This window comes from Magnetococcales bacterium, from assembly GCA_015231925.1.
In the GTDB taxonomy this organism is placed as follows: domain Bacteria; phylum Pseudomonadota; class Magnetococcia; order Magnetococcales; family JADGAQ01; genus JADGAQ01.
In genome coordinates this window covers 1-26,169 of the sequence record JADGAQ010000041.1, presented here as the reverse complement: position 1 = coordinate 26,169, position 26,169 = coordinate 1, and the positions used below count along the sequence as shown (strand labels likewise).

General features: G+C 59.7%; 26 protein-coding genes. 12 read left to right on the top strand and 14 right to left on the bottom strand.

Annotation, left to right across the window (positions count from 1 at the left end; translation table 11 throughout):
• The 6 genes from HQL56_06805 to prfB all read right to left on the bottom strand — a co-directional run.
• A partial coding sequence (locus HQL56_06805) for a response regulator (GenBank protein ID MBF0309220.1) occupies positions 1-859 on the bottom strand: 859 nt, incomplete at its 3' end.
• A gap of 24 nt (positions 860-883) precedes the next feature.
• Positions 884-1,972: a response regulator gene (locus tag HQL56_06800; GenBank protein MBF0309219.1), complete on the bottom strand. Its 1,089-nt coding sequence runs from the start codon at positions 1,970-1,972 to the stop codon at positions 884-886.
• A gap of 6 nt (positions 1,973-1,978) precedes the next feature.
• Positions 1,979-2,692, bottom strand: coding sequence for an ABC transporter ATP-binding protein (locus HQL56_06795; GenBank protein MBF0309218.1), 714 nt, complete (start codon positions 2,690-2,692; stop codon positions 1,979-1,981).
• The gene (locus HQL56_06790) at positions 2,685-3,929 is read right to left on the bottom strand and encodes a lipoprotein-releasing ABC transporter permease subunit (GenBank protein MBF0309217.1); all 1,245 of its coding nucleotides are present in this window, start codon (positions 3,927-3,929) and stop codon (positions 2,685-2,687) included. Before HQL56_06790 ends, HQL56_06795 begins: the two co-directional genes overlap by 8 nt.
• Positions 3,920-5,446, bottom strand: a complete 1,527-nt coding sequence (gene lysS / locus HQL56_06785; GenBank protein ID MBF0309216.1) for a lysine--tRNA ligase — start codon at positions 5,444-5,446, stop codon at positions 3,920-3,922. Before lysS ends, HQL56_06790 begins: the two co-directional genes overlap by 10 nt.
• A gap of 26 nt (positions 5,447-5,472) precedes the next feature.
• A protein-coding gene (prfB, locus tag HQL56_06780) for a peptide chain release factor 2 (protein MBF0309215.1) occupies positions 5,473-6,586 on the bottom strand; the annotation gives its coding sequence in 2 pieces (ribosomal slippage) (positions 5,473-6,516 and positions 6,518-6,586; 1,113 coding nt in all).
• 120 nt (positions 6,587-6,706) lie between these two features.
• Between prfB and HQL56_06775 the strand changes: the two genes are divergently transcribed.
• The gene (locus HQL56_06775; protein MBF0309214.1) at positions 6,707-7,006 is read left to right on the top strand and encodes a YciI family protein; all 300 of its coding nucleotides are present in this window, start codon (positions 6,707-6,709) and stop codon (positions 7,004-7,006) included.
• Positions 7,007-7,016: 10 nt separating this feature from the next.
• Positions 7,017-7,568 carry a DJ-1/PfpI family protein gene (locus tag HQL56_06770; GenBank protein ID MBF0309213.1) on the top strand — a complete coding sequence of 184 codons (552 nt, stop codon included), beginning with the start codon at positions 7,017-7,019 and terminating at the stop codon, positions 7,566-7,568.
• A gap of 3 nt (positions 7,569-7,571) precedes the next feature.
• Here the strand turns inward: HQL56_06770 and HQL56_06765 are convergent, their stop codons facing one another.
• Positions 7,572-8,075: a putative molybdenum carrier protein gene (locus HQL56_06765; protein ID MBF0309212.1), complete on the bottom strand. Its 504-nt coding sequence runs from the start codon at positions 8,073-8,075 to the stop codon at positions 7,572-7,574.
• Between the two features lie 106 nt (positions 8,076-8,181).
• Between HQL56_06765 and HQL56_06760 the strand changes: the two genes are divergently transcribed.
• Both HQL56_06760 and HQL56_06755 read left to right on the top strand, forming a co-directional pair.
• Positions 8,182-9,087: a HAMP domain-containing histidine kinase gene (locus HQL56_06760; protein ID MBF0309211.1), complete on the top strand. Its 906-nt coding sequence runs from the start codon at positions 8,182-8,184 to the stop codon at positions 9,085-9,087.
• A gap of 2 nt (positions 9,088-9,089) precedes the next feature.
• Entirely contained in the window at positions 9,090-9,569 is a 480-nt protein-coding gene (locus tag HQL56_06755; protein ID MBF0309210.1) for a chemotaxis protein CheD, read from the top strand.
• 193 nt (positions 9,570-9,762) lie between these two features.
• Here the strand turns inward: HQL56_06755 and HQL56_06750 are convergent, their stop codons facing one another.
• The 3 genes from HQL56_06750 to mltF all read right to left on the bottom strand — a co-directional run bounded on the left by HQL56_06750 (position 9,763) and on the right by mltF (position 12,528).
• Positions 9,763-10,242: a DUF3592 domain-containing protein gene (locus HQL56_06750; GenBank protein MBF0309209.1), complete on the bottom strand. Its 480-nt coding sequence runs from the start codon at positions 10,240-10,242 to the stop codon at positions 9,763-9,765.
• Positions 10,243-10,578: 336 nt separating this feature from the next.
• Positions 10,579-10,923, bottom strand: coding sequence for a PilZ domain-containing protein (locus tag HQL56_06745; GenBank protein ID MBF0309208.1), 345 nt, complete (start codon positions 10,921-10,923; stop codon positions 10,579-10,581).
• A 27-nt stretch (positions 10,924-10,950) separates the two neighbouring features.
• Positions 10,951-12,528: a membrane-bound lytic murein transglycosylase MltF gene (gene mltF, locus HQL56_06740; protein ID MBF0309207.1), complete on the bottom strand. Its 1,578-nt coding sequence runs from the start codon at positions 12,526-12,528 to the stop codon at positions 10,951-10,953.
• 371 nt (positions 12,529-12,899) lie between these two features.
• Between mltF and HQL56_06735 the strand changes: the two genes are divergently transcribed.
• Entirely contained in the window at positions 12,900-13,487 is a 588-nt protein-coding gene (locus HQL56_06735; GenBank protein ID MBF0309206.1) for a phosphohydrolase, read from the top strand.
• Here HQL56_06735 and HQL56_06730 read toward each other — a convergent pair.
• Entirely contained in the window at positions 13,446-13,820 is a 375-nt protein-coding gene (locus HQL56_06730) for a hypothetical protein (GenBank protein MBF0309205.1), read from the bottom strand. The genes HQL56_06735 and HQL56_06730 overlap by 42 nt on opposite strands.
• A gap of 134 nt (positions 13,821-13,954) precedes the next feature.
• On the opposite strand from HQL56_06730, the gene HQL56_06725 reads away from it, so the two are divergent.
• The gene (locus HQL56_06725; GenBank protein ID MBF0309204.1) at positions 13,955-15,616 is read left to right on the top strand and encodes an EAL domain-containing protein; all 1,662 of its coding nucleotides are present in this window, start codon (positions 13,955-13,957) and stop codon (positions 15,614-15,616) included.
• 105 nt (positions 15,617-15,721) lie between these two features.
• On the opposite strand, the gene HQL56_06720 is transcribed toward HQL56_06725, so the two are convergent.
• Complete coding sequence (locus tag HQL56_06720) at positions 15,722-16,399, bottom strand: LexA family transcriptional regulator (protein ID MBF0309203.1); 678 nt, start codon at positions 16,397-16,399, stop codon at positions 15,722-15,724.
• 529 nt (positions 16,400-16,928) lie between these two features.
• Here HQL56_06720 and HQL56_06715 point away from each other — a divergent pair.
• From HQL56_06715 to HQL56_06690, 6 genes are all read left to right on the top strand, one after another.
• Positions 16,929-17,369, top strand: a complete 441-nt coding sequence (locus tag HQL56_06715) for an HNH nuclease family protein (GenBank protein ID MBF0309202.1) — start codon at positions 16,929-16,931, stop codon at positions 17,367-17,369.
• A 420-nt stretch (positions 17,370-17,789) separates the two neighbouring features.
• A complete protein-coding gene (locus HQL56_06710) occupies positions 17,790-20,402 on the top strand; it encodes a hypothetical protein (GenBank protein ID MBF0309201.1) in 2,613 nt (870 codons plus the stop codon).
• Between the two features lie 11 nt (positions 20,403-20,413).
• The gene (locus tag HQL56_06705) at positions 20,414-21,889 is read left to right on the top strand and encodes a hypothetical protein (protein ID MBF0309200.1); all 1,476 of its coding nucleotides are present in this window, start codon (positions 20,414-20,416) and stop codon (positions 21,887-21,889) included.
• Positions 21,886-22,749, top strand: a complete 864-nt coding sequence (locus HQL56_06700; protein MBF0309199.1) for an HDOD domain-containing protein — start codon at positions 21,886-21,888, stop codon at positions 22,747-22,749. The genes HQL56_06705 and HQL56_06700 overlap by 4 nt, the downstream gene beginning before the upstream one ends.
• 17 nt (positions 22,750-22,766) lie before the next feature.
• Complete coding sequence (locus HQL56_06695) at positions 22,767-23,525, top strand: OmpA family protein (GenBank protein ID MBF0309198.1); 759 nt, start codon at positions 22,767-22,769, stop codon at positions 23,523-23,525.
• 60 nt (positions 23,526-23,585) lie between these two features.
• Positions 23,586-23,831 (top strand): transposase, encoded by a 246-nt coding sequence (locus HQL56_06690; protein ID MBF0309197.1) that lies wholly within the window; start codon positions 23,586-23,588, stop codon positions 23,829-23,831.
• Between the two features lie 162 nt (positions 23,832-23,993).
• Here HQL56_06690 and HQL56_06685 read toward each other — a convergent pair whose 3' ends face one another.
• Both HQL56_06685 and plsX read right to left on the bottom strand, forming a co-directional pair.
• Positions 23,994-24,992 (bottom strand): ketoacyl-ACP synthase III, encoded by a 999-nt coding sequence (locus HQL56_06685; protein MBF0309196.1) that lies wholly within the window; start codon positions 24,990-24,992, stop codon positions 23,994-23,996.
• Positions 24,993-26,021: a phosphate acyltransferase PlsX gene (gene plsX, locus HQL56_06680; protein MBF0309195.1), complete on the bottom strand. Its 1,029-nt coding sequence runs from the start codon at positions 26,019-26,021 to the stop codon at positions 24,993-24,995.
• Between the last annotated feature and the right edge of the window lie 148 nt (positions 26,022-26,169).

Genomic DNA, 26,169 nt, shown 5'->3' with positions numbered 1-26,169 from the left:
CCAGAGCCAACCGCTCCTGGCGGTGCAAATCCAGCAGCACCATTTCGGGCTTGCGCAACACCAGCTCGTCGAGCAGACCCTCGGGGTTCTCCAGGGTGGAAACCTCCATGCCCGCCGCCTGCAGAATGGTCTGATACCAGGTATTGAGCAGGGGTTCCTCGCCGAGAATCAGGATGCGAATCGGGGTTTCGGGCTTGGCGGGTCGCCAGGAGGCCAACAGCCGGAAGAGGCGATGCACGTCCAGGGGATAGGGCAGAAAATGGTTGCCCCCCAATCGAACCGCCTTGAGGCGGGAGAGCATGTCGTCGGTACGGGAGACGGCGATCACGGGAATCGTGCGGTTGATCCAGGGAGGTTGCTCCTCCTCCGCCACCGAGGGCAGGTCGAAAACCAGACCCGCCAGGACCGGCAGTTCCAACCACTTTGCCACGGTTGCCATTTCCGTGGTGAAGAGAACCGCCAGACCTTGTTTCTCCAACTCTCCCCTCATGCGGGAAAAGAGTTTGCCATCCGATCCGTACAAGCCGATGGTCGGCCCCGGCAGACAGGCGGGGCAATGCAGATCCAGGGGTTCCTCCTCCCCGCCGAGGTTCGGGAGTGCCGCCAGAAGCGCCTCCCGGTCCGACTCCTCCCAGGTGGTCTCGCCCAGCAAACCCCGCAACAGCTCGGGAACGCCTCCGAGACGAAAGGCGCAACAACCGTTCAGCAGCGTGAGAATCTCCCCCACCGGCATCTTCTGCCCCGGCGGAATCGATTGCGCCCGCCGCCACAGCGCATTCACACGCTCCGGCAGCAGCCGGACGTAGTCTCGCCGCAGATTCCGGTAGGTCTCAAACAGGGAGGGTTGGGCCGTTTCCACGGGGCTCTCCACTTGGTTGTTTCATCAAGAGGGGGGATCTTCATACCCTTTGCGGTGCGTCATGACCGCATCCAGGTTATCGAGGAAACAATCCACCAGAAGCGGATCGAAATGCCGGGCACGCTGCTTGTGTATTTCGTTTCGCACATCCGTGAGAGGCCAGGCCTCTTTGTAGGGCCGGCGGGACATCAGGGCGTCGAAGACATCCACGATGGCGGTAATGCGTCCCTCCATGGGAATCGCCTCCCCTTTCAGCCCGTGGGGATAGCCGCTGCCATCCCACTTTTCGTGATGGTTCAGGGCCACACTGCGCGCCATGACCAGAAGTGGCGAGTCGCTGCCCCCCAGCAACTCCGCCCCCAATCGGGGATGGTCGCGCATCAGAACCCACTCCGTCTCTTCCAGTGGCCCCGCCTTCTTGAGAACCTGATCGGGAATGCCGATCTTGCCCACGTCGTGCATCGGCGAAGCCTGGGCCAGAAGTTCGCCGAAATCGGGGGGCAAACCCAGCCAGTCGGCCAAATCCCCGGTCATGCGTCCGATGCGCAGAATGTGCAGCCCCGTCTCGTTGTCCTTGAACTCCGCCGCCCGTCCCAGGCGACGGATGATCTCCAGCCGGGTGGCGTGCAACTCCCGGGTGCGCAGAGCCACCGTCTCTTCCAACAGGCGGTTCTGATGACGTACCCGCTCATACAGCAGACGCATCTCCATCAGATTGCGCAGTCGCGACAACACCTCGGGCGGGTCGAAGGGCTTGGTGAGAAAATCGTGGGCTCCGGCATCGAGAGCCTGCAAACGGGTTTCGCGGTCGGTCTGGGCGGTCAGCACCAGCACGGGCAGAAACTCTCCCGGCTCCCGCCAGGCCTGAAGCAGACGCATCACCTCGAAACCGTCCCGATGCGGCATGCGGATATCCAGCAGAATCAGGTCCGGCGGGGAAACCGTCAGAATCGACTCCAACAGACGCGAATCGGTCAACCCCTGGACCGACTGAAACCCATGGCTGGTCAGCAGACGCTCCAGGAGCTTGACGTTGGCGGGTTGGTCGTCAACGATCAGGATGCGTCCGCAGGCCAGGGTTTCCAGAGGAATGCGCCCGTTGCTACCGATCATGCCGTCTCAGAGCCCCTCTTCCCGGTGTTTCGCAGGAGTCAATTCCAGGATGGCGCCGTCCAGCAGTTGAATCTGCCGGTCCAAACTCATGGCCAGTTCATGGTTATGGGTAACCATGAGGAATGCAAGGCGATATTTCCGGTTCAGGTTCAGAATGGTTTCGAAAACCGACGCCGCCGTTTTGGGGTCCAGGTTGCCGGTCGGTTCGTCGGCCAGAACCAGATCGGGATGAGTCACCAGCGCCCGGGCGATGGCCACCCGTTGCCGCTCTCCCCCGGAGAGTTGTCCCGGTTTGTGCTGCAGTCGCGCCCCCAACCCCACCTCCTCCAGATAGAGGCGGGACTGTTCTCGGGCAAGCGCCGGTTTTTCCCGCCGGATCAACAGGGGCATCATAACGTTTTCCAGCACGGAAAACTCGGGCAGCAGGCAGTGGGTTTGATAGACGAAACCGATGTGCCGGTTGCGCAGGGCATCCCGCTGGGCGCTGCCGAGGGTTTGCACCGGCTTGCCCAGAATGCGCACCTCTCCGGTGGTGGGGGTGTCGAGACTGCCCAGAATATGCAGCAGGGTACTCTTGCCCGACCCGGAAACCCCCAGGAGAGCCATGGTCTCCCCGGCATGCATGACCAGATTGATCCCTCTGAGAATCTCCAGCGTCTGGGCCGGCGTTTGAAAGACCTTGGTGACATCGCAGGCTTCGAGAACGGGGGTCTCATTCATAGCGCAAGGTCTCCACCGGATCGATCCGAGCCGCTCTCCAGGCAGGATAGAGGGTGGCCAGAAAGCTCAACAGCAGGCTGGTGAGGGTGATGACACTCACATCCATGGGCTCCACCACCGAAGGCAGATGGTCGATGAAGTAGACATCTCCCGAGAGAATCTGCACGTTGAAGGTCTTTTCGATGAGACCCAGGGTCTTTTCCAGATTGAAGGCCAGCAACAGACCGAAGATCAGACCGAGCAGGGTTCCGGCGCAGCCGATGATGCCGCCGTTGATCATGAAGATGGACATGATGTTGCCCGAGGTGGCCCCCATGGTGCGCAGCACCGCGATATCCCGTGACTTGTCCATGACCACCATGATCAGGCTGGAGACGATATTGAACACCGCCACCACCACCACCAGAAAGAGGATGACGAACATGGTGGCCTTCTCCAGCTTCAGGGCGCGGAAGAAGTTGTGGTTCATCTGCATCCAGTCGCGAATGTGGAAACCCGCTTCGAGTTTGGCCTCCAGCAGCTTGCGCACCGTGAAGGCGTCGTCGGGCCGGGTGACCAGCACCTCGATACCGGTCACCTTCTCCGGCAGGCGGAAGAAGAGTTGGGCATCCTCCAGATGGATGTAGGCCAGGGAGGAGTCGTATTCGTACATGCCCGAATCGAAGACGCCAACGACTTGAAAACGTTTCAGGCGTGGCATGGCCCCGATGGCGGTGGCGTTGTCGCCGGGGGAGATGACGGTCACCGAGTTGCCCACGGAGACCCCCAGATTGTTGGCCAGATGCCGCCCGATGACGATGCCGAAACCCGACAGGCGATCCAGTCCCCCGCGGACCATGTTGCGGGTCAGGGTTCCCACATTGCCGTCGCGTAGCGGATCGATGCCCCGTACCACCACGCCGGAAGCCTGTCCCCCGGAGTTGAGCAGGGCCTGCCCCAGGATGAACGGCGCCGCCGTCACCACCCCCGGCACCTCCTTGACCTGGGCCATCACCTCCGGCACATGAGCGATGGGCCCGCCGTAATGCTGCACCACCACATGGCTGGTCACCCCGAGAATCTGCTTCTGCAACTCCTCTTTGAACCCGGTCATCACCGCCAGCACCACGATGAGGGCCGTCACCCCCAGGGCGATGCCCACCATCGACAGCATGGTGATCAGGTTGATGAAGTGATAGGTGCGCTTGGCCCGCAGGTAACGCAGGCCGATCATCCATTCGAAACGTGTCAGCGACATGGCGCGGACCCTGCCGGCGTCGCGGGCGTGACGGTGCGCGCCTCGGGACGCATCTGGGGAAACAGCAGCACTTCGCGAATGGAGGCGGCATTGGTCAGCAGCATGACCAGCCGGTCGATGCCGATGCCCTCTCCCGCCGTGGGCGGCATGCCGTATTCCAGGGCGCGGATGTAGTCGTGATCGAAGTGCATGGCCTCCTCGTCGCCGCCGACCTTGGCCGCCGCCTGCAGACGAAAACGCTCCGCCTGGTCGTCCGGATCGTTGAGTTCGGAAAAGGCGTTGGCCACCTCCCAACCGCCGATGAACAGCTCGAAGCGGTCGGTCAGATGGGGCCGGGTGTCGGAACGACGTGCCAAGGGGGACACCGAAACGGGATACTCGATCATGAAGGTGGGGTTCTGCAGGGACGATTCCACCAACTCTTCGAACAGCTCCAGCAGCAGTTTGCCGTCATCCCACTTGGGGTCGAAGGTAAGCCCCTTCTCCCGGGCGAAGCTTTCCAGATAGGCGCGCTCGTCCATGCGAGCGGGATCGGCTCCCGCATGTTCGACCAGCGCCCCCGGCAGATCGAGACGGGACCAGGGCGGGGTGAAATCGATGGTCCGCCCCTGATAGGTGATCACCAGGCCCCCCGTCACCTCCTGCACCAGCCGCACCACCAGCTCCTCGGTCAACTGCATGAGGTCGCGGTAATCGGCATAGGCCTGGTAAAACTCCATCATGGTGAATTCCGGATTGTGCCGGATGGAGAGCCCTTCGTTGCGGAAGTTGCGGTTGATCTCGAAAACACGCTCGAACCCCCCCACCACCAGCCGTTTCAGATAAAGCTCCGGAGCGATGCGCAGATAGAGGTCGCAATCCAGAGCGTTGTGGTGGGTGACGAAGGGGCGGGCGTTGGCCCCGCCGGGGATGGGATGCATCATGGGGGTTTCCACCTCCAGAAATCCCCGATCCACCATGAAAGCGCGTATGGACTGGATGATGCGCGAACGGGTGCGAAACAGCTCCCGCACCTCGGGATTGACCGCCAGATCGACATAGCGTTGCCGGAAGCGGGTTTCGGTATCCTCCAGACCGTGGAACTTCTCCGGCAGGGGACGCAGGCTCTTGGTGAGCAGGCGCACCGCCTTGACCCGCACGGTCAACTCCCCGGTGCGGGTGCGGAACAGGCCGCCTTCAACCCCCAGAATATCCCCCACGTCGGTGCGGTGCAGGATCTCCCGGTAGCCCTCCTCCCCCAGAATGTCCCGCTGCAGGGCAATCTGCAGGAAATCGCCGTCGTCCCGCAGGGTGGCGAAGGTCAGCTTGCCAAAACTGCGCAACAGCATCAGGCGACCGGCCACCCGCACCGAACAGGCCGCCAGAACATCGGCATCCTGCTCTTCTCCCCACAACCGCCGCACCTCCTGAAACGAATGGCTGGGACGGAAGTCGTTGGGATAGGGATTGACGCCGGCGGCTCGCATCTGCCGGGCTTTTTCACGGCGGATTTCGATCTGGGAATGGGTTTCCTGCATGGAAAGACACCTGTCGGTGAAGCGGGTTAGGTCGACGGATTGCCAAAGACCTTTTGGGCCAGGGCGGCTTTGATGAAGGCATCGAGGTTGCCGTCGAGAACGGAATCGGTATTGCCGCTCTCCACGCCGGTGCGCAGATCCTTCACCATGCGGTAGGGGTGCAGCACGTAGGAGCGGATCTGATGCCCCCAGGCGATGTCGGTCTTGGCATCGTTGAGCTGTTGAGCCGCCGAGGCCCGTTTGTCCAGCTCCGCCTGATAGAGGCGGGAACGCAACATGGCCATGGCGTCGTCCTTGTTGCGGTGCTGGGAACGCCCGTTCTGGCACTGCACCACGATCCCCGAGGGGAAATGGGTGATGCGCACCGCCGAACTCGTCTTGTTGACGTGCTGTCCCCCGGCCCCCGAGGCCCGGTAGGTATCGATGCGCAGATCCTTCTCGTTGATTTCGATGGCGATCGACTCATCGAGTTCCGGCGAGCAGTAGACCGAGCTGAAGGAGGTATGCCGCCGGGCCGAAGCATCGAACGGGCTGATGCGCACCAGTCGATGCACGCCGCTTTCGGTCTTCAGATAGCCGTAGGCCATCTCGCCTTCCACCCGCACCGTGGCCGACTTGATGCCCGCCTCGTCGCCCGGCTGATGGTCCACCACTTCGGTCTTGAAGCCCTTGATTTCGCACCAGCGCAGATACATGCGCAACAGCATCTCCGCCCAGTCCTGGGACTCGGTGCCACCGGCTCCGGGATGGATCTCCAGGAAGGCGTTGTTCTCGTCCACCTCCCCCGATAGCATCTGGCGCAGCTCCAGATCCTCCAGGCGCTGCAACAGGGAGAGGCTGCCCTGATGCACCTCGGCGAGGATCTCGTCGTCCCCCGCCTCGTGGGCCATGCGGAACAGCTCTTCGTGATCGGCGTGTTCCCGCTCCAGCAGCTCCCAGGCCCCGATGGTCTTCTCCAGCCGCGTTTTGCGGCTCATGATCTCCTGGGCGCGCTTGGGGTCGTTCCACAAAGCGGGATCGGCGCTTAAGGCATTCAGTTCATCCAGGTCGCGCTTGCCTTGTTCGTAGTCAAAGATGCCCCCTCAGGAGAACCAGCTTCTCCTGGATGGTGTCAAAAACCCGGCCCGTATTCTCTTCCATGGCAATTCCTGTTACAATCGAGGATGGATGCAGTTCGAGTTGGTTGCCAGAGGGTAGTCCATACCCCGCCTTCTTTCAACCGGCTACTCGTTTTCCCTTTTCGGAACGGACGGTTCGCCCATGATCTACGCCATCATCGGAGAAGATTGTCAGCAGAGTCTGCCCTTGCGCCGCAAGGCCCGCCCCGCCCATCTGGCCCGGCTCAAACAATTGGCCGCCGAAGACCGGTTGATCCTGGCGGGGCCCTTTCCCGCCGTGGACAATCCGGACCCCGGCGAAGCGGGGTTTTCGGGCAGCCTGATCGTGGCCCTCTTCGATTCCCTGGCTTCCGCCGAAGCCTGGATCCACGAAGATCCCTATTACCTGGAAGGGGTCTTCGTCAAGGTCACCGTCAAGCCCTTCAACAAGGTTCTGCCCTAGGAGGCACGCCATGAAACGGGTACTGATTCCCCTGGCCCAGGGCTGTGAAGAGCTGGAAGCCGTCACCCTGATCGATCTGCTGCGCCGCGCCGAGATCCTGGTGGTCACGGCGGGCCTCACCCCCGGAACGGTCAAGGCCAGCCGGGGCACGGTCCTGCTGCCCGACACCACCCTGGAGCAGGTGGAAAACGAGCCCTTCGATCTGATCGTGCTGCCGGGGGGACTGCCGGGGGCGCAACACCTTCAGGAGGATCGCCGGGTTCTGGGCATCCTGCGACGCATGCAGGCGGAAGGCCGCTATACCGCCGCCATCTGCGCCGCCCCCCGCGTGCTGGCGGTGGCGGGCCTTCTCGATCAAAAACGGGCCACCTGTTATCCCGGCAGCTTCGAGGGTCTGACCGTTCCGGGACTCGACTGCCTCACGGTCCCGGTGGTGGTGGACGGCAAGGTGATCACCTCCCGTGGACCGGGCACCGCCATGGACTTCGCCCTGACCCTGATCGAACTCCTGGTGGGCCGGGAAAGACGCGACCGGGTGGAAGAGGCACTCTTGCGGCCTTAAGGCCTAAAGGCATGGCAGCCCGCTCAAAAAATCCACAACCTGCCGGTAGATCCCGGGAGCGCCGCTCTCCCGGGGACCGGCGATGTTGAGGCGTTTGATCCCCTGATCCCGCAGCCAGCGGCACAGCTCCGGCCCCAACTCTTCCGCCCGGTTGAACAGGGTGCGCTGCCCCACCGCTCCCAGATCGACGATCACATGGGGTTTGCCCATCTCCCGGACCAATTGCAGCGTCAACAACGTGCCCCCGGACAACTCACCCCGCTTGAAAATCAGCGTGGCGTCCGCATCGCGCACGTTCCAGGCGGTACGTTGCGCCACCACCGCGTCCGGCGTCTCCTGCAGGGGATAACGCGCCGCGAGGGGACCATCCTCGGCCCAACGCCCCCGTGGACACCAGCCACCGCAAGGCAAACCCCGCTCCAGGGCAAAATCCAGCGCCGCCCGGTCCACCCCCGTCTGCCCTCCGGAAACAAGCGTCAATTCGATCTTCGCGCCACTTTCATTCATGATATCGCCTTCTGCCCGATGCCGTCCGTGGATTACCAGCGTTCCATGCAGTAATATCCGCCTGATCTTTTGCAGCCGCCAATGCAGCAGCCTACAGGAGAATCCCATGCTGCCGATGGACGATGATGCCCTGATTGCAGAACTGAAAAAGCGATTCGATCAGACCAAACAAGCTCTTTATGACTTGAAGATGGTAACCAGAAAGCTGGAGTCTGTAAACCAGAAACTGGAAGCCAGCGAGCGGGTCAAGAGCAACTTCGTCTCGCACATGAAAAACGAGATCAACAATCCCCTCACCTCCATTTTGGGGCTCTCCCAGCAGTTGACCAATCCCACCGGCGCCGGTGACCCGGAACTGGTCATGGCCATGGCCAAGCTGATCCACTCCGAAGCCTTCAATCTCGATTTCCAGTTGCGCAACATCTTCATCGCCGCCGAACTCGAATCCGGCGAGGCGGAAATGCACATCTCCATGGTGGATGTTGATTCCCTGGTGACCGAAAGCCTGGAAAGCTTCCGCCATCTCATCATGGAAAAGGGACTCGAAGTACGCTTCACCCGCGAAGGGCCTGCGGACAGTCCGTTGATTTTCAAAACCGATGCGGAAAAGCTGGCCATCATCATCTCCAACTTCATCTCCAACGCCATCGAATTCAACATGCCCAATGGCCGTATCGACATTCAGGCCCGGGTCATGGAAGGACAGTTCAACTTTTCCGTCACCGATACGGGCGTCGGACTCGACCCGTCGCAGGTCAATCGCATCTTCGACCGCTTTTACCAGGTGGAATCGGGTTCCACCAAACAGCACAAGGGGCAGGGACTGGGCTTGAGCATCACCAAGGCCATCATCGACCTCCTGGAAGGCTCGGTCACCGTTGACTGCCCCAAGGGATGCGGCTGTACCTTTGCCATCTCCATTCCGGAAATCGAGACCAATATCGAGGCCGAAGCCTTTTCCGTGGATGGCAACGAATTCCTCTTTGAAGACGAGCAGATCGAGGCTTTCTGAGCATGACGGGTTTGGTCGGTTCCAATCCCCAGCAGCCGTTTCTTCTACCCGGCGCTATTTTCTGCAAGAACGGTGACTACGTCGTTACCACCGTGCTGGGCTCCTGTATTGCCGTCTGCCTCTGGGATTGCGTAATGAAAAGGGGCGGCATGAACCACTACAAGCTGCCCCTGTGGAACGGTGACGGACTGCCCTCGCCGAAATTCGGCAACATCGCCATCACCAAGCTGCTGGAAATGATGCTGGATATGGGCTGTCGCCGGGAAAACCTCAAAGCCAAGGTCTTTGGGGGAGGGGCGGTGATCCGTAGCGAAAGCGGACTGCTCAACGTGGGAGAACGCAACATCCAGGTGGCCAGGGACATGTTGCACCAGCAGCGGCTGCCCATCGTGGCCGCCGATGTCGGGGGCATTCAGAGCCGGAAGGTGATCTTCAATACCCTGGACGGCAGCATCCTGATGAAGAAGGCCGCGCCACAGTAATTCAATCTGTTGATTTTCAATATGTTATCTTTTAAGTATCAAAAAAAGGGAAATTTTCTGTTTTTTGACTTATAAGTTATTATTTTAGTTTTTTTATTGACTATAAGCAAAAATATTTTTCAATCATGTTACGGAAGTCTCTAAGTTTACTTACTATTGAAAATCAAAGGATGAGAAAGCCGCCGATTCGCACTCAGGCTTCCGATTCGCTGAAGCGCACGAACAGCCCGGTAACCAGCAGCAGCAGCCCGAAAACGATCCATACCACACTGGAGCCCATGGAGGGCGCCCGTTCCAGAACGGCGTCCGCCGGACGATCCGGATTGAAGTAGACCCGAACCAGTTTGCCTTCCGGGTAACGTTCCAACATGCGATAGGCAAACTCCTTCAGGAAGAAGGAGCGGGACCCGAAGCCGAACTCGATGCGGTTGCTGCGGAAGAGGTGACCGTCCCGGATGATGTACTGATACTGAATCTGCACCCGATGGGTCAGAATGACCCCGACGCCCAACTCCTTGCCGGGAATCAGTTTGGCCGAAACGATGGTGCCCTCCACGTAGGGCCAATCGTTGGAGGACATGGCTTTGAAAAAGGGATAGAGGCCGATGATGATCACGGCCAGCCCCACCATGAAAGCCAAGGTATTAAAGGAGTAATAGAAAGGGCGAATCAAGCGCCGTCTCCACCGCTTTCAACGACAGGTAGTGAACAATCCGGAGGCGGGAGGTTGGGCAAACACCCATCCCCATCGCAGAAGAAACCAAGCGATTTCCCCCCTGACCGGTTCCGTTGCAAATTCCGAAGCCCGGTTCAAGACCATTCCGCCTTGCCATACCCCGGACCCCAGGACGCATCATAATTCATTTTGCACCTGCACCAAATCTTTTTCTTCACAAATTGGCAAAAACCCGGCCACTGCGGGGAACAGGCCGCCCCACCCCCGGGGAACAGGGGGTGAATTCATTCAAATTTCAATAGGTTACTCAGCATGGAGGCGAAAAGGGAAACGTCAACCTTTGCCTTGAATGGATTCCAGGATCTCCTGGGTCACGGCCAAACCGAAGGCGGCCTGCTTTTGGAAGAGATTCAACACCAGGGTATCCCGGTGGGCGCGAATGACCTCGCAGGGAAATTCCAGGGCTTCTTCGCGCTTTTCCATGCGCAACACACCGCGATCCCCCTTCAGGATGCGAAATTCATAGGGTACGGTCTTGAGAAGCACGCCATCCAGACTGACGTTCTGGGTTGTACCCTCCACCACCCGGGTAGGCGAAAATGTCACGGTAATCCGGGTGCTGTAAGGTTTTCGCTCCCACTTGCGATAATTTTCCGCTTTGGATTGAAGATTGTCCACCACACGTCCCTCTCGTGAAAATCGGCTTCAGCCGGTCTGGCGTGTCGCCGCCGATTCCCGCTCTTTGGAAATCTGGGTCCGCCCGCCTTTGGGATCCTTATCCAGAATATCGTAATAGTGCCGGATGCTCTGCACATAGTCCACCGGCTCGGATCCCCGGGCGTAGCCGTATTTCAGGTTCTTGAAATACTTGTCCCGGGCCAGGAGGGGCAGCACGGTGCGCAGATCCTTCCAGTGGTTGGGATCCTTGCCCTGCTGCACCGCCAACTCCCGCGCATCCATGACATGGCCAAGGCCCACGTTGTAGGCCGCCAGAGCGATCCAGGTGCGGTCGGGCTCTTCGATCTGGGCGGGCAGGCGCTGTTTGAGGTCCGCCAGGTACCAGGCCCCGGCCAGGATGGCCTCCTTGGGATCGAGACGATTTTTCACCCCCAGGTCCGCAGCGGTGTTCTGGGTCAGCATCATGATGCCCCGCACACCGGTCGGGCTGACGGCCTTGGGATCCCAGTTCGACTCCTGATAGGCCTGGGCCGCCAGGAGCCGCCAAGGCAGGTCGTAGCGTTCCGAGGCCACCTTGAACAGGTTGGTATACTTGGGAAGTCGCTCATCGATGCGGGTGATGAAGGTACGGCTGTCCATCGGATCGTTTTCCTGGGTGCTGACATGGCCGTAGTAGCGTTCGGCCAAATCATCCAGCATCCCGGTCTGACGCGCCGAGGCGAACCAGGACTCGATCTGCTGCTGCAATCTCTCCGCCTGACGCGGCAACACCCAGGCCAGATTCTGGCTGGCGCTGACGGGAAAACGCAGCACCAACTCCGGGAAAAAGCGCCGGTTGATGGAAGCGATGTTGGAATCGACAACGGTGCAATCGATCTCCCGGTTCTCCCACACCTTTTCCAGTATCTGCTCGTGGGAGAGTTCCTCTTCGGACTGCCAGGTCAGGTCGGGCACCAGTTGTTTCAGTTCTTCGAGACGTTTTTCGTGGCTGGAACCGGCCACCACCATCAGGCGCACGTCCGCCAGACGCAGGAGGTTGGTGGGACGAGGCCCTCCGTGACGGCACACCACCTGTTGATCGACCTCCTGGTAAACCGGGCCGAAGCGGAACTCCCGTTCCCGATCCATGGTTTTGGACAACCCGGCGGCTGCCAGGTCGCCGCGCCCTTCGCGCAAGGCCTCCAGAATCTCCCGTTCGCCGGGCAGAACCACGAATTTGGGCGTTACCCCCAGGTGTTGGGCAAACGAGACCACCAGGTCGTGTTCGAAACCCATCGGGCCATCCCGACCTTCGAAAAAGGTGGAGGGCGAGTTCCGGGTCAACACCACGAGGGTGCCTTTGGCCTGAATTTTCTGCAACAGGGCGTTATCGAGATTGGGCTCGGTGCAACCGGCCACACCGCCGAGGGAGAGAATGAAGGAGAGAATGTGGGCCTTGCGCCACACTCTCCGGGGAGAAACCGGGCTGGCGGAGGAAGAGCAACTTTTGCCGGAAAAGAGCCCATCGAGAAAGGGGACACGACGCCACACCGCCGCGAGGGGGGATTCATACCGCCCCGGTTGGCCGCTAGGCACCTTCCTGGATAGATCGAGTGGGCTTGACATCCCTTCTTCCATGTCAACGGTCCGGCTGTCGTCCCATCCTCCGTGAAAGGGGACCGAACAGCGCTGCTTCCGGGAATTTGTTCCGTCATCCATGACGGGAACAATCCTCAGCTGCCTTTTCTCCATGCGGACGAGGTGTACCGGCGACAGCCGATGTGCATTCCTTCTGGAGAAGAGATGGTTATTAACATAAAATGGTGATGCATCAAAACAAAATCTGCACCAAAACAGGTTTATCGGCGCATCAGAAAGGGTATGGAAATCTTTTGTTAATGCCTTTCCTTCTTAAACTAACCAATTAAAGGGGCTTTCGCCGGACTGTTATGTTTTTAATTGTTTGAAGTATTTCTCTTGGTTAAGACGAAGCCGAAATGACCCATAAGGTAGATTATTCCTGGATCCAGACTTTCAGCGGTCGGGCCTTCTGGCCCCTCCAACCCCGGATGGAAGATATCGACATTCAGGATATCGCCCACTCCCTGGCCATGCTGTGCCGTTTCAACGGCCACGGACGGATCTTCTACTCCGTGGCCGAACACGCCATCCTCGTCTCCCGGCTGGTCTCACCCCCCCACGCTCCCTGGGGTCTGCTGCACGACGCCTCGGAAGCCTATCTCACCGATCTGCCCAAACCCGTGAAGCGGCAACTCCCGGACTACACCCATTGCGAAGAGAGATTGCAGGCGCTGATCGCCAAACGTTTTCACCTCGACTGGCCCCTGCCCACGGCGGTCAAACACGCCGACATGGTTGCCCTGTCCACCGAAAAGGTCGCCCTGATGGCGGCAGAACCCCTCACCTGGGGCGAACTGCCCTCCCCTGCGGATCCGACGTTGATTCGCGGCTACCCTCCGCTCGAAGCCAAACAGCTCTTTCTGGCCCGTTTCGCCGAACTCTTCCCCCATGAGGCAAGGCTCTCAGACTCCCCGCGAGAGCATTCGAATGCGCTGCCGCCATAACATCAGCACGAGAAAGGCCAAAAGCTGCACCATCACCAGGCCGGAAAAATAGAGCAGTTCATCGCCCCGCGCCTGACCCCCGAAGATCCGGTCCCGCAGCAAGGGGGAAAAGACGAACAGGTTGGCCAGATTGGCGATCAGCGCCGCCACACCCCAACCCATGCCCCTTCCTGCGGAAAAGGCGGCCATCAACCCGGTGAACACCGTCAAACGGGGCCCCAGCAAAGGAACCACCCAGAAAAAACACGACCAGAAAAAAGCGTGAATCCCCAATAAACGGTAAAAGGACGAATCCTCCCCGTTCATTTTCAAAGCCATTTGATCCAGGTTCATGGCGTTCCCCATGGAGGTGCTTGTACCCTTCCCTGTTTCCCTCTAAATTAGAGCCCTTCATGCAGCCTTGCTCAAGCGGGAATCTTACCATGCCTCATCGTCAGAACAAGCCACGAAGCGCACAGGACGATTCTTTGCTCACGAATCTGGGGAAGGTCCTTCTCGATCTCCCGGTCGGAATTCTCCTGCATCGGGGAGAACAGCTCCTTCACGTCAATGCCGCGGCCATCGAACTGACCGGCATTTCCAGGCAGGATCTCGATTGTGGCGTCTCGATTCTGGCTCTCATCCATCCCAACTCCCGGCAGGCTTTTCAAAAACATCTCGAAAACCTGCCCCAGGAGAAAGGCCAGCCGCCGGTTCCACTGGAGTGCCAATGCCAGGGGCCCGATCTGGGAGGTCCGTGGGTGGAAGTGGTCACCCGCACGACCCGCCTCGGTGACGAAACCGTGTTCGTCACCATGCTGCGCGACATCTCCCCCTACAAGGAGGAGGAGGAGCGCATCCGCCGCCAGGCCAATTACGACTCCCTGACCCAACTGCCCAACCGCACCCTTTTCATGGACCGGCTCAATCAGGAGATGATTCGCGCCCTGCGCATGAAAAGCCGCGTGGCGTTGATGTTCATCGATCTGGACCGTTTCAAATGGGTCAACGACAACCTCGGCCACGGCGCCGGCGACGAACTGTTGCGCCAGACCGCCAAACGTCTGTTGGGGTGTCACCGCAAATCCGATACCGTGGCGCGACTGGGCGGCGATGAGTTCACCGTCATCCTGCCGGATATGGCCAAAGGCCCCTTCGCCGAACGGGTAGCCAATCAGGTGCTGCAAGAACTGGCCCGCGCCTTCATCCTGGAAGGACAGGAGGTCTTCATTTCCGGTTCGGTGGGCGTCACCGTCTTTCCCGACGACGCCAACAACCTCGAAGACCTGCTGCACAATGCCGATACCGCCATGTATCGCGCCAAAACCAGCGGGCGCAACGCCTACTGTTTCTTCACACCCCACATGCATGCCGAAGCACAGGCCCGCATGGAACTGGAGAAGGATCTGCACCACGCCATCGAGCGGAAGCAGATGACCCTGCACTATCAACCCATCATCGAACTGGCCACCTCCCGGCTGATCGGGGCCGAAGCGCTGCTGCGCTGGATCCATCCCAAACGCGGCTTCATTCCGCCGGATCTTTTCATCCGTCTGGCCGAAGAGACGGGATTGATCGGGCCCGTCACCGACTGGATGCTGACCACGGCCTGCCGCAAGGCGCAGCTCTGGCGTCAGCGGCTGCCGGACTTCTTTCTTTCGGCCAACCTGGCCTGCACCCGCTGCCGGGAACTGTCGACCGACAACCGCATCCCCGGCATTCTGAAGGAGACCGGGTTGCCGCCGACCGCTCTGGTTCTCGAAATCACCGAAAACATCCTCGGGGAGGATGAGGAGAAGGCCATGGCCATGCTGGCCCAATTGCGCCATCTGGGCGTCAGCTTGTGGCTGGACGACTTCGGCACCGGACAATCCTCTTTGAGCACCCTGAAAAAACTCCCGGTTACCGGGGTCAAAGTGGATCGCCTCTTCCTGCCTCAAGGCAATAACGAGTCCGAGGCCGTGCTGGTCAAAGCCATCATGGGCATGGCCAAAAGCCTGAACCGCATCGTGATCGGCGAAGGCGTGGAAACCCCCGATCAGATGCATTTCCTGAAGAATCTCGGTTGTGACCTGGCTCAGGGATACTACTTCGGCAAACCCGTGCATGCCGAGGATTTCGAAGAGATCTACGGACTCACCGGAAAATAGCGGGAGGCATCGGAAGAGACCTCAGGGGGAGGCCGTTTGAGGCGGGGCAACAGGGCGGTTTCCCGCCCGTCATGTCCGTGGACATGACGGGCGAGGCACCTGGAATCAATAAGACTTGAACTTGCCGATGACCACACCGCAAACCGTCGCCGCTTCCGGCATATCCTGAATGGGATAGCGGGAGTTGAGGGGTTTGAGGAAACGGTGGGTACCGTCCAGAATGAGTTGCTTGAAGGTTGCCTGCTTGCTGTTGGGCAGACGGGCCACCACGAAGCGGTTGTTGGAAACCTGGGTGGACGGGTCGACGATGATGGTATCGCCTTCGGAGAACTCGGGCTCCATGGAATCGCCCTGCACTTCGAGAGCATACATCTTGTGGGTGATCTTGGGGGCGACGGAGATCCATTCCTTGGCGGTCTGGGCGGGGGACTCCTCCGGACGGTCGGTCCAGTCTTCCACGGCGTCCCACTTGATCAACGGCAACTGGGTGATGGGGATGCCGTCGCGATATTCTTCCTCTTCTTCGGCAACACCCTCGGCCTGGGCACGCATCAGGATGGCCGAGTCGTAGGCGCTCATGGCCATATCGCCCTTGCCGGTTTCCAGCCACACGGGGCTGACTTTGCAGACAATGGCGATGGCTACCGTGCGACGGGAGGAACGAGACCGGCCACATTCCAGCTTGTGGACGGCGGTTTGGCTGATCCCAACCTTTTCGGCCAGTTCTTTCTGGGTCAGGTTGGCATATTCACGGGCTAATTTGATGCGTTGGCTTAGTTTCATGGCTTTTTCTTCGATCTCGATAGGGCTGTTGGGTTCATTACAGTCAGGATTTGTCAATTAAGGGGTCACAAGGGGTCAGAGTCTTAAGGCAAATGGCTATGCCCGGGTTATCTCGACTTGAAGAAATGATCCGATTAACCGAGACACCATCACTCTCTGCCTTCAAGGTTGGTTATATTACCCGATCATTGGTTCTTAGGGAAAGAAATTTCCACAGAATTTCTGTAGTGTCTCTCTGCCATAAAGCCTCCTTCAACCGAGGGGTTAACAGAACAACCTGTGAACAAACCGGGTATGGGTTATTGCAAAGGGCTGCGTTGTCGGGCCTGCTTATTTGGGGAACGATTTGATCTCATAAAAAACAGCAAAGGCCCTGTTACCTTTGCTCATGGGAAGCGGCATCCGCTGCCCCATAGCCGATTAGAGAAAAATTTGGCGAAAAGTTCATTCCGCTGACCATTTTTTTTCATGAACCGACCCAATGATTGCCGAAATGGGACAGCCCAACTCATCGAAACAGGAGACTCTCATGGCCATTCGCCGGTACAGTTCCAGCACCCAAAACCAGACCAAGCCGAAAGGACAGAATCGCCCGGAAGTCCTGGAGCGCATCGCGGCAGATGCCCGAAAGCAGACCGACACCCGTATGCAGGGGTATCGGGAGCAATCCCTGCGCCTGCACCCCTGGGTCTGTGCCCGTTGTGGCCGGGCCTTTACCCGGGAGAACCTGATTGAACTCACGGTCCATCACAAAAACCACAACCACGATGACAACCCACCCGATGGGAGCAATTGGGAAAACCTGTGCATTTTTTGCCACGACAACGAACATGCCCGTTATGTGGAACACCTGGCGAGGGAGGATCAGGCAGGTTCCAACAACCAGGAACTTCCGGATACGGCCCGGCACAACCCGTTCGCCAACCTGGCCTCTCTCCTGGGCCAGCAACGGCAGGACGGTAAAAAATAACCGTTTCGGCTGCCGGAAAACCGACGGAACCAGGAATACACCCGACTTCCGGAACAGTTTCCCGATTTCCCGAGCAGGTTCCGGCAAGAATCGGCTCAGAGCGCCGATATCGAAGCTTTCGCCCGTCCGACACTCCACAACTGAGAGATTGTATGTTTTTTTAAGACTCGTCAAGTTATTTATTCGACCTTAGACATTTTTGTGTCGGGCTAATAGATCCCAACCACACGACAAAGGAGCCGGAAGTGGAACTATTCGGCATAGATAAAAGGAAGCGAGGCATGGAGCGCCTCTGCAGGCCTCTCATCCCCTTCCCTCTCTTCCAGGCATAATGGATTCCGTGGCGCATCTGGGGTAAACTGGTCCGGGGTGGAATAGTACCCATCGAACAAATCCCATTCTTTGTCCAGGAGAACCAGGTTGCGGCAAGCCTTATGGTGGAATAGGGTCAGTATCGTCACCAGCGTTATTCTCGGATGGTTTGCTTTCCAGCAAGGCCATCTGCAATCCATGGGTTCTCTGTTACCCGCCTTTCTCCAGCATCAACTGGACCAGCCCGAGAATTCCGCCATCCTGCAAACCTTTCTGGGGGTTTACGTCACCCTCCTCACGCTTTTTCTCACCGGCTATCTGGCCCGGGGCATCTGGGACGGGGCGCGCATCACCCGAATTCTGCAGGGGATGACCCCATCCCCCGACGATCCCCGCAAAACCCGCGACGGATCCCCCCTGGAAAATGGCGCCTGGGCCTTTTTCCCCCAATTCACCGCCCGATGGAAAGAGTACCTCCTCACCCTGAAACGGGAAGAGAGTCCTACCCGGCTCTTCGTCGGACCGTTGCAGGCCACCGTCGGCTCTGAGCGCTTTTTCAACACCACCGAACTCGTCGATATTCCGCTGCAGGTGGAGTTCTTTCGTCACCTGCCGGGACTGCTCACCGGCACCGGTATCGTCGGAACCTTTGCCGGCCTGCTGGTCGGACTCTCCCATTTCAATCCGACCGTCGATCCGGAACAACTGACCGGCCAATTGCGCAATCTTTTCCAAGGCGTTTCCACCGCCTTCATCGCCTCTTTTCTGGCCATTTCCAGCGCCATTCTGGTTACCTTGCTGGAAAAATTCCTCCTGCAATGGCGTTACGCCCAGGTTGCCCGGCTCCAGGATCTTCTGAACCACGCTTTCGGTACGGGGGAAGAGTCCCATCTGCAGCTCGCCAGTCAGCAACAACATCTGATGCAGGCCATGGACCGCCACGGGGAGCGCATGGAACAGGCCATATCCGTTCTGGCGGACCGCCTGACCGCCCATCAGACCGGCGTTACCCGTTATCTCAAAGAGACCCTGGTCCATGCCCTGAACGACAGCCTGCAACACCTGTTTCAGCATCTGCCCAACGCCTCGGAAGGCACCACCCACCCGGTGACGACTCCCGCCACCGCACCGATGGATCCCGCGCCGTTATTGGCCCTCGGCAGCCAGTTGCAAACGGTCGAAGCCCGTCTTCAGTCCGTGACTCACCAGTTGCAGAGTTTGCAAACCGCCATGGAGTTTGCGACCAGCCAAACCGTGCAGACCTTGTCCAACCCCTCCCCGGCCTGGCTGGCTCCCCTGAGGGAGACTCTTCTCGCCCTCCAGTCCAATCCGGCGCTGAAGAGCCTGGAAGAGTCCCTGCGTCACGAACTGGCAACCCTGCAGCGCACCGGCCAGGAGAGCGCCCAACTCCAGAAAGAGACGCTGATCAACCAGGCCCAAGCCATTGCCGAGGAGTTGCGGCGTCAGATACGCCATCAGGATCGTTTCTTCCAGGAGATGACAGCCCCCTCCACCATCCAAACCTCCCTCGAAAAAGGCATACGCCAGTTGGAATCCTGGCAGGGCGAATGGCAGGAGAACATGCGGCAACTGCAACAAACCCTCGCCCTGCGGGAGGATTCCCTCCTCTCCCGCATCGATCATCACGGCAACGCCCTGCAGGCACGGGGCGATACGCTGCAGAACTGGCTGGCCCACGAACTGGAGCGGCACTTTTCTGCGGAGCATCAACCTCCCCGGGAAGAGTCCGAGGAAAAGGTGGCCGACATCCTTCAACACCGTTTGGAGCCGCTGTTTTTCTCCTTCCAAAGCCTGATGGAACGCATCGCCGCCGGCATGGACGAACACCGTCAGATTCTGGGCCTGCGCCTGCAATCCCTGGAAGAGAGCATCACTTCGCCCGAAGAGGAGTCTGCGGGGACGCAGTCGGTTCCGGGAAATCTGTTACCCCTCCTGGAAGGTCTGCCCACCTGGGAACAACACCTGAAAGAGGGACTGGACCGCTTCGAGGAGACCCTCTCCCGGGAACGTGGTCAACTCGCCAGCTCCCTGCGGGAGATCACCCGTGAGGTATTGCAGGATGCGCTGCCTTCGCACCTGTCCGCTTTTCCGGAGAATCTGGCCGTCACCCTGCCTGAAAGCGCCGCCCCGGATGGAGACCGTGTACCGATTCAGGAACTGCTGCGGCAATCGATGCACCTGCTGGAACTGCAGTGGGGCCAGATGGCGCAACATCTGCAGCTCAATCTGGAAAAGCGCCTCGACAGCAGCCTGGCGGCGTTGGCTGTCGATCTGGTCGGCCTGGAACAACGCCTCCAGTCCAATCAGGAGCAATTCCGAGATCTCGTTCAAAGCTGGCTGAACGACCTCTCGCCGGCCACCCGGCAGGATGCGGCCATGCTGACCCAGCGGGTTCGGGCCATTACCAGTCTGCTGGACAATCGTCATGCCCAAACCCTCGCCTCCCTGCAACAGGTGCAAGGGGCCCTGAGCAACGATCTTCAGAACCTGAAAACATCACTGCTCTCCGCCGATGAAGTCAGTCGCCAACAACTGGGCCATCTGGAAGAGTCCCTGGGGCAGCGTCATGTGGAGTTGGCCAACCGGCTGGCGGATCAGATGGAGTCCCTGATCTCTCAAACCAGCCATGAACAGACCCAGTTTATCGAACTGTTGAGCGAACGACTGGATGTCATGCGCAAAAGCCTCAAGCTCAAGTGACGGAGCGCGGCATGCCCCGTCCGGCCCCACTCGATACCTGGCGACTCGCTGTGCCCCAAGAGGCCGAGGGGCTGCGAGTGGAACCCCTGATCCGGTTTGCCGGTCAGGAGGGCGAGACGGTCGCCTTCCAGCATTTTCATTTCGACACCGAGCAGCGCCATCTGGCCCTGGCGGGCCTCTCCCTGACCGTGTTGCAGGAAACGGGACAACCGTTGCGTCAACGTCTCTCACGGGTGGGCAGCGCCCCCTTCCGGCATGGCCGGAACGGTTTCGAGGAGGTTCTGCTTCAGCCTGTCCCGGACCTCGGACGACTTCTGCAGGGGCGGTTGAAACATGCCATTCCGGGACATCAACCCGCCCTCACTCCGGTTCTGGTCGTCTCCGGAGAACGGACCACCTGGCAACTGGAATTGCCGGAAAAGGGCATCCTGCTCGTCCGGGAAGAGCGCGGTCACTGGAAAAGTGGCGAGACGACCCACCCTTTCCGGGATGTGGTGATCCAGCGGAATTCGGCCTCCAAGGCTCGAATGCACCAACTGCTCTCCTCCCTGATTCTCACCTGGAAGGCCTCCTGCTCTCCCGGTTTTCCTGAAACCATCCTCATGCCGCACCCGCCGGAGGAACCGATCTGGTCTCCCCCCTCCGGTGACCACCCCCTCTCCCGGCTGTTAACCCGGCTGTTTCGGGACGGGCTATCCGCTCTCCTGCGGCGGCTGCCGCTCACTCAATGGAAAGCGGCCTCCGTCGCCGCCCACACGGTGGTGGAGATGCGGGAAATCCTGCATGCCCTGCACGGAATCGTATCGGCCTTCGAGCGCGGTGCCCCTTCCCGCGTGGCACAGGAGACCCTCACTCTCCTCAATGAGGCACTGAACACCTTGGCCATGGTCTGGGAGTTGACCCATGTGGTTGAACTCAGTCTGGAACCTCTGGCCAGCCGCACCCCGGAAATGACGGCCACTGCTTTGCTCGAAGAGGGTCGCCTGCGCCTGCATCGGGAGATGAACCGGGTTATTCCCTATCTCTCCGGCCCCTCTTTCAGCACCCTGCTGCTCGGACTGGCCCATTGGAGCTGGTTGCAGCCCTGGCGGTGGCGTGCGGAAAACGAGCATCTCCTCTACCTGTCGCAAAACGGGGCCCTCTGGCTGAAGGCCCAGAAGGCCCTGCAACGGCAGCGGATTGAACAGTCCCTGCGGGAACCGTTTCCGGGGGACTACCGGGAAGCCCTCCACCCCTTTTTTGAAACCTCTCAAAGCTGGCATGAGCTGCTCTTCCCCTCCCCCGGCGATCAGGCTTTCCGGAGTCGGTGGTGCCGTCACCTGCGGGCCCGAGAGGTCTGGGCCGCCTCTCAACGGTTCAAAAGCAGCGTTTCCCTGCCGGCCTCGGTATACCTTCTTGAAGGCTGGCTGGCGGCGGAAGGTCACCGTCTGGCCGCCGAACAGACCCTGCTGGGCCGGGAGTGGGCCACTTTGAAGGAGCTTCCATGAACGCTACTTCGCGGGAACGCGCCATGGTTGCCAACACCCATCTTCCCCTCTCCCCCCGGGTTCTGCTGGAAATCTGGGAAGCCATGTCGAGCCTGCTGATCGATTTTCCCCAGGTGCTGGACCGCATGTCCCGCCAGCTTCCTCTGGCGGAACGCCTGCTGCGGGAAGCCCATCGGCTCGCGCCGCGCCACGGTGTCGAAAGGATCTCCATTCCCCAGGCCGGCACGCTTCTGGGACCGGAGAACCTGCGGCAGGCGGTGGTGCGCTGGCTGCTTCTGGCTCCCCTGCATCGCAATCCTCTGTGGGACCGGGTGCAGCAGGAAGCTTTGGCCCTGGGAGAAACCACACGCACGCTGGCCCTGCTGTTGATGCGTCAATCCCCCTGGTGGCGTTCCTCTCGCTTTCCGCAGCTTGACCCCGACTTCTATTTCATGGCCGGGTTGTTTCGCGAGTGTGGACAATGGGTCTTGTGGCAACAGGTTCCCGGATACCGTCTTCCTTTCCGACACTCCCCCGGCGACGGATCCGCCATTTTGCTCGATGAAACCACCCGCTTCGGCACCAATCATGCCCGCCTCGGCTCTCTCTTCGCCAAATCCCTGGGGCTGCCCGCCCACCTCTGCCGAGCCATTCGCAACCACCACCACCCCTTACCCGACTGGACGGCGGACCAGCCCGCCGGCCATTTGAAAGAGCTATTCCTGGCGGCCATTCTGCGCCTGGGCGATCGGGTCCACTCTGCCGAGCCGCTCGATACCGTCCATCTGAAAACCCCGTGTCGTCTGTTTCAACTGGAGCAGAAGGAGCTGTCCGCTCTCCTGGACGAGGCACGCCATCGCCTCCCTTCCTCCTCCCCCTGAAGAAAGCGAATCGACCCATGGCTCCGCCCCATTCCAATCCCACCAAACGACATGAACCGGTTGACAACCCCTTTTGGGTCAGTTACGCGGACCTGATGACCGCCTTGATGCTGCTTTTCCTGGTCGTCATGAGCTTGTCGGTCGTGGCCATCTCCTCCCGCGACTGGGAAGCCCGCCGCAACAGGGATCGGGATATTCAGGCGATCCTCAACGATCTCAAAGACAAGGCGGCGCAGAAAAATTTACCGGTTACATTCAATCCAACCCACTATACTATCGGCTTTGGCGAGCAGGTCCGGTTTGCACATAATTCTCATTATCTTTCGGAAGAGGCCCGGACACGCATTCGCCGTTTTGTTCCGGTTCTGCTTGAACTGCAGGCGAGTCAGGCAGGGCGTCGCTGGTTGCGCCGGGTTCACATCGAAGGCTATACCGACGAAACAGGGACTTATTTGTACAATGTGGACCTGAGCCTGCGTCGAGCCCAGGCGGTGCTGTGTACTCTGCTCTCTCCCGATTTGCCGGAGGAGCAGAAAGATTCCTTGAAAAAACTGCTCATCATTGACGGCGCCAGTACGACAAGCATCAAAGACAATCGTGAGGAGAGCCGGCGTGTGGAAGTTCGGCTGGAATTTCGGTCCTTCGGCAATGCCGAGGTGACGCGGCCCTTGCCGAAAATGCCGCTGGGACAGTGTCCCGTGCTGACGCGGGAGGTCCACGGGGAGGAGAATACGTCCGGTTCGTCGGGCAAAAACCCCGAACCTGTAAGGGATTGAGTGTCTCCAGGGATGGTTTTACCTGGGAAGCGGGGCTTGGGCCCTTGCGGGAGAAAGGTCATGTCGTCGATCAAATGTCCCCTGTGCGGAGGCCGTCCAGCCCGTATCTACAAATGCACGGCCTGCGGTGAGGTGCGTTGTGGACAGAACACCTGCGGGGGCAACAAGGGGGGGCCGAAAGGCTGGGCCAGTGCGGGTTCGCAATGCCGCACCTGCAATGCCGGACGTTACGGGGTTCTGGATTTCTTCAGCAAGGAGATGTCGGACCTGCAGAGGGAGAGCAGTGGGAGTTTCTCGGACGAGTGAGCTCTTGGATCTCGGGGGCGTTTATCGCCCCCCGAGATGAATTCGTTTAATATTTCAATCTGTTAAGTATCAAAAAAAGAAAATGTTCTATCCTTTGAATTTGACTTTGAATAGAATATTTTTGATACTTAAAGGATAAATATTTAAAGGGTAAAGATTTTTTTACCACCGCACCAGCGCCGATCCCCAGGTAAAGCCGCCGCCGAAAGCCTCCATCAGAATCAAATCCCCACTGCGAATCCGCCCATCCCGCACCGCCGTATCGAGGGCCAACGGCACACTTGCCGCCGAAGTATTGCCGTGGCGATCCACCGTGACCACCACCTGTTCCAGCCCCACGCCCAAACGTTCGGCAAGGCTTTGGATAATACGGATATTGGCCTGATGCGGCACCAGCCAGGAGATATCCTTGCGCTGCAATCCATGGGCGCCGAGCATCTCGTCCACCAGGTCACCCATGGTCAGAACCGCCCTTTTGAAGACCTCCTTGCCCCGCATCTCGATGAACCCCAACCCTCCGAAATCAGCGGGAAGATCCGCCGCAGGACCGGAAGAGACACCTCCCCCCACCTTCAGCAGGTCCAGATATTGCCCATCGGCATGCAGCACACTGCCCAACACCCCGTGACGCTCATCGCCGTCCGCAGTCAGCACGGCGGCCCCCGCCCCATCCCCGAAGAGGACACAGGTGGTTCGATCCCGCCAGTCCAGCAACCGGGTCAGGGTTTCGGCCCCCACCAGCAGAACCTTTTTGTGAGCCCCGGAGGTGATGAACGATTCGGCAATGGATAACCCGTAGATGAACCCGGTGCAAACCGCCTGGATGTCGAAAGCCGGAATGGCCTTTCGATTGGCCCCGAGCTTATGCTGCAAAATGGTGGCGGTGGAGGGAAAAACCAGGTCGGGCGTGGTGGTGGCGACGATGATCAGATCCAGATCGGAGACCTCCAGCCCTGCGGCGTCCAGTGCCCGGCGCGACGCCTCCAAAGCCAGATCCGAGGTCAACTCCCCGGCTGCGGCCATATGCCGCTGCGATATTCCGGTACGAGTGCGGATCCACTCATCGGTAGTGTCCACGCGGGTGGCCAGTTCGTCATTGGACACGGCATTTGCCGGCAAATAGGATCCCGTGCCGACAAGGCGGGCTCGCGGTCGTTTCACCTAGTCTCCCCCCGGAACACTCGTCAGCGCGGCGGCGGTCTGCCGTCCCACTTCCACGGCAATCTTCTCGTTCACCCGCTTGGTGGCCAGATTCACCGCCACTTCGATGGCATTGCGATAGGCCAGGGCATCGGCGGAGCCGTGGCTTTTGACCACGATGCCGTTCAACCCCAATAACATGGCGCCGTTGTACCGACGCGGATCAACCCGATCCTTGAAACGATTCAAGGCCGGTTTGGCCATCAAATAGCCGAAACGGGTCAACCAGGAGTGTCCAAAGGCCTCCTTCAGGAAGTGGATCAACATATGGGCCACTCCCTCGGCGCTCTTCAAACTGACATTCCCGGCAAAGCCGTCGCAGACCACCACGTCGAAGCGCCCGGCAAAGAGATCGGTACCCTCGACGTTACCGGCGAAACAGGGATTGCCCCGCAGCCGTTCACCCGTCTGGCGCACCACCTCGTTGCCCTTCATCTCCTCTTCGCCGATGTTGAGCAGACCGATGCGCGGTCCGGTCAATCCCATGACCGCCTTGGCGTAAACCTCGCCCATCAGGGCGAACTGCAGCAGGTGTTCCACGGTGCAATCCACGTTGGCGCCGAGATCCAGCATCAAGGTGGAGCCAATGCAGGTGGGCATCAGGGAGGCGATGGCCGGACGGTCGATACCCGGCAGGGTACGCAGAATGAAACGGGCAATGGCCATGAGCGCCCCGGTATTGCCGGCGGAGACGAAGGCGTCCGCCCGCCCCTCCTTGACCAGGCGGGCGCCGATGACCATGGAGGAGTCCTTTTTCTTGCGCAAGGCCACCGACGGCTTTTCAGCCATATCCACCACCTGGCTGGCGGGGATGATCTCAAAACGCGACTCATCCAGTTGGTAGCGGACACACGCCTCCTTCAGGACCGTTTCCGGTCCCACCAGCAGGAAGCGGGCGTTGGCGATGGAGCGGGCTGCCATCGCCGCCCCCTCGATCACCATGTCGGGGGCGTGATCCCCCCCCATGGCGTCCAAGGCGATGCGTGCCATCAAGGTTTCGGCTTTCGGTAGGGCGTGTTGACATTCACCATCTTTTGGCCCCTGGCGGCGTTTCAAGCCGGTTCGGAATGCTCATGTAGGCGAACTACATTCCGCTTCCTCACCGTCTTGCGCCTTGCCAGGAACCAAAATCCGGCAA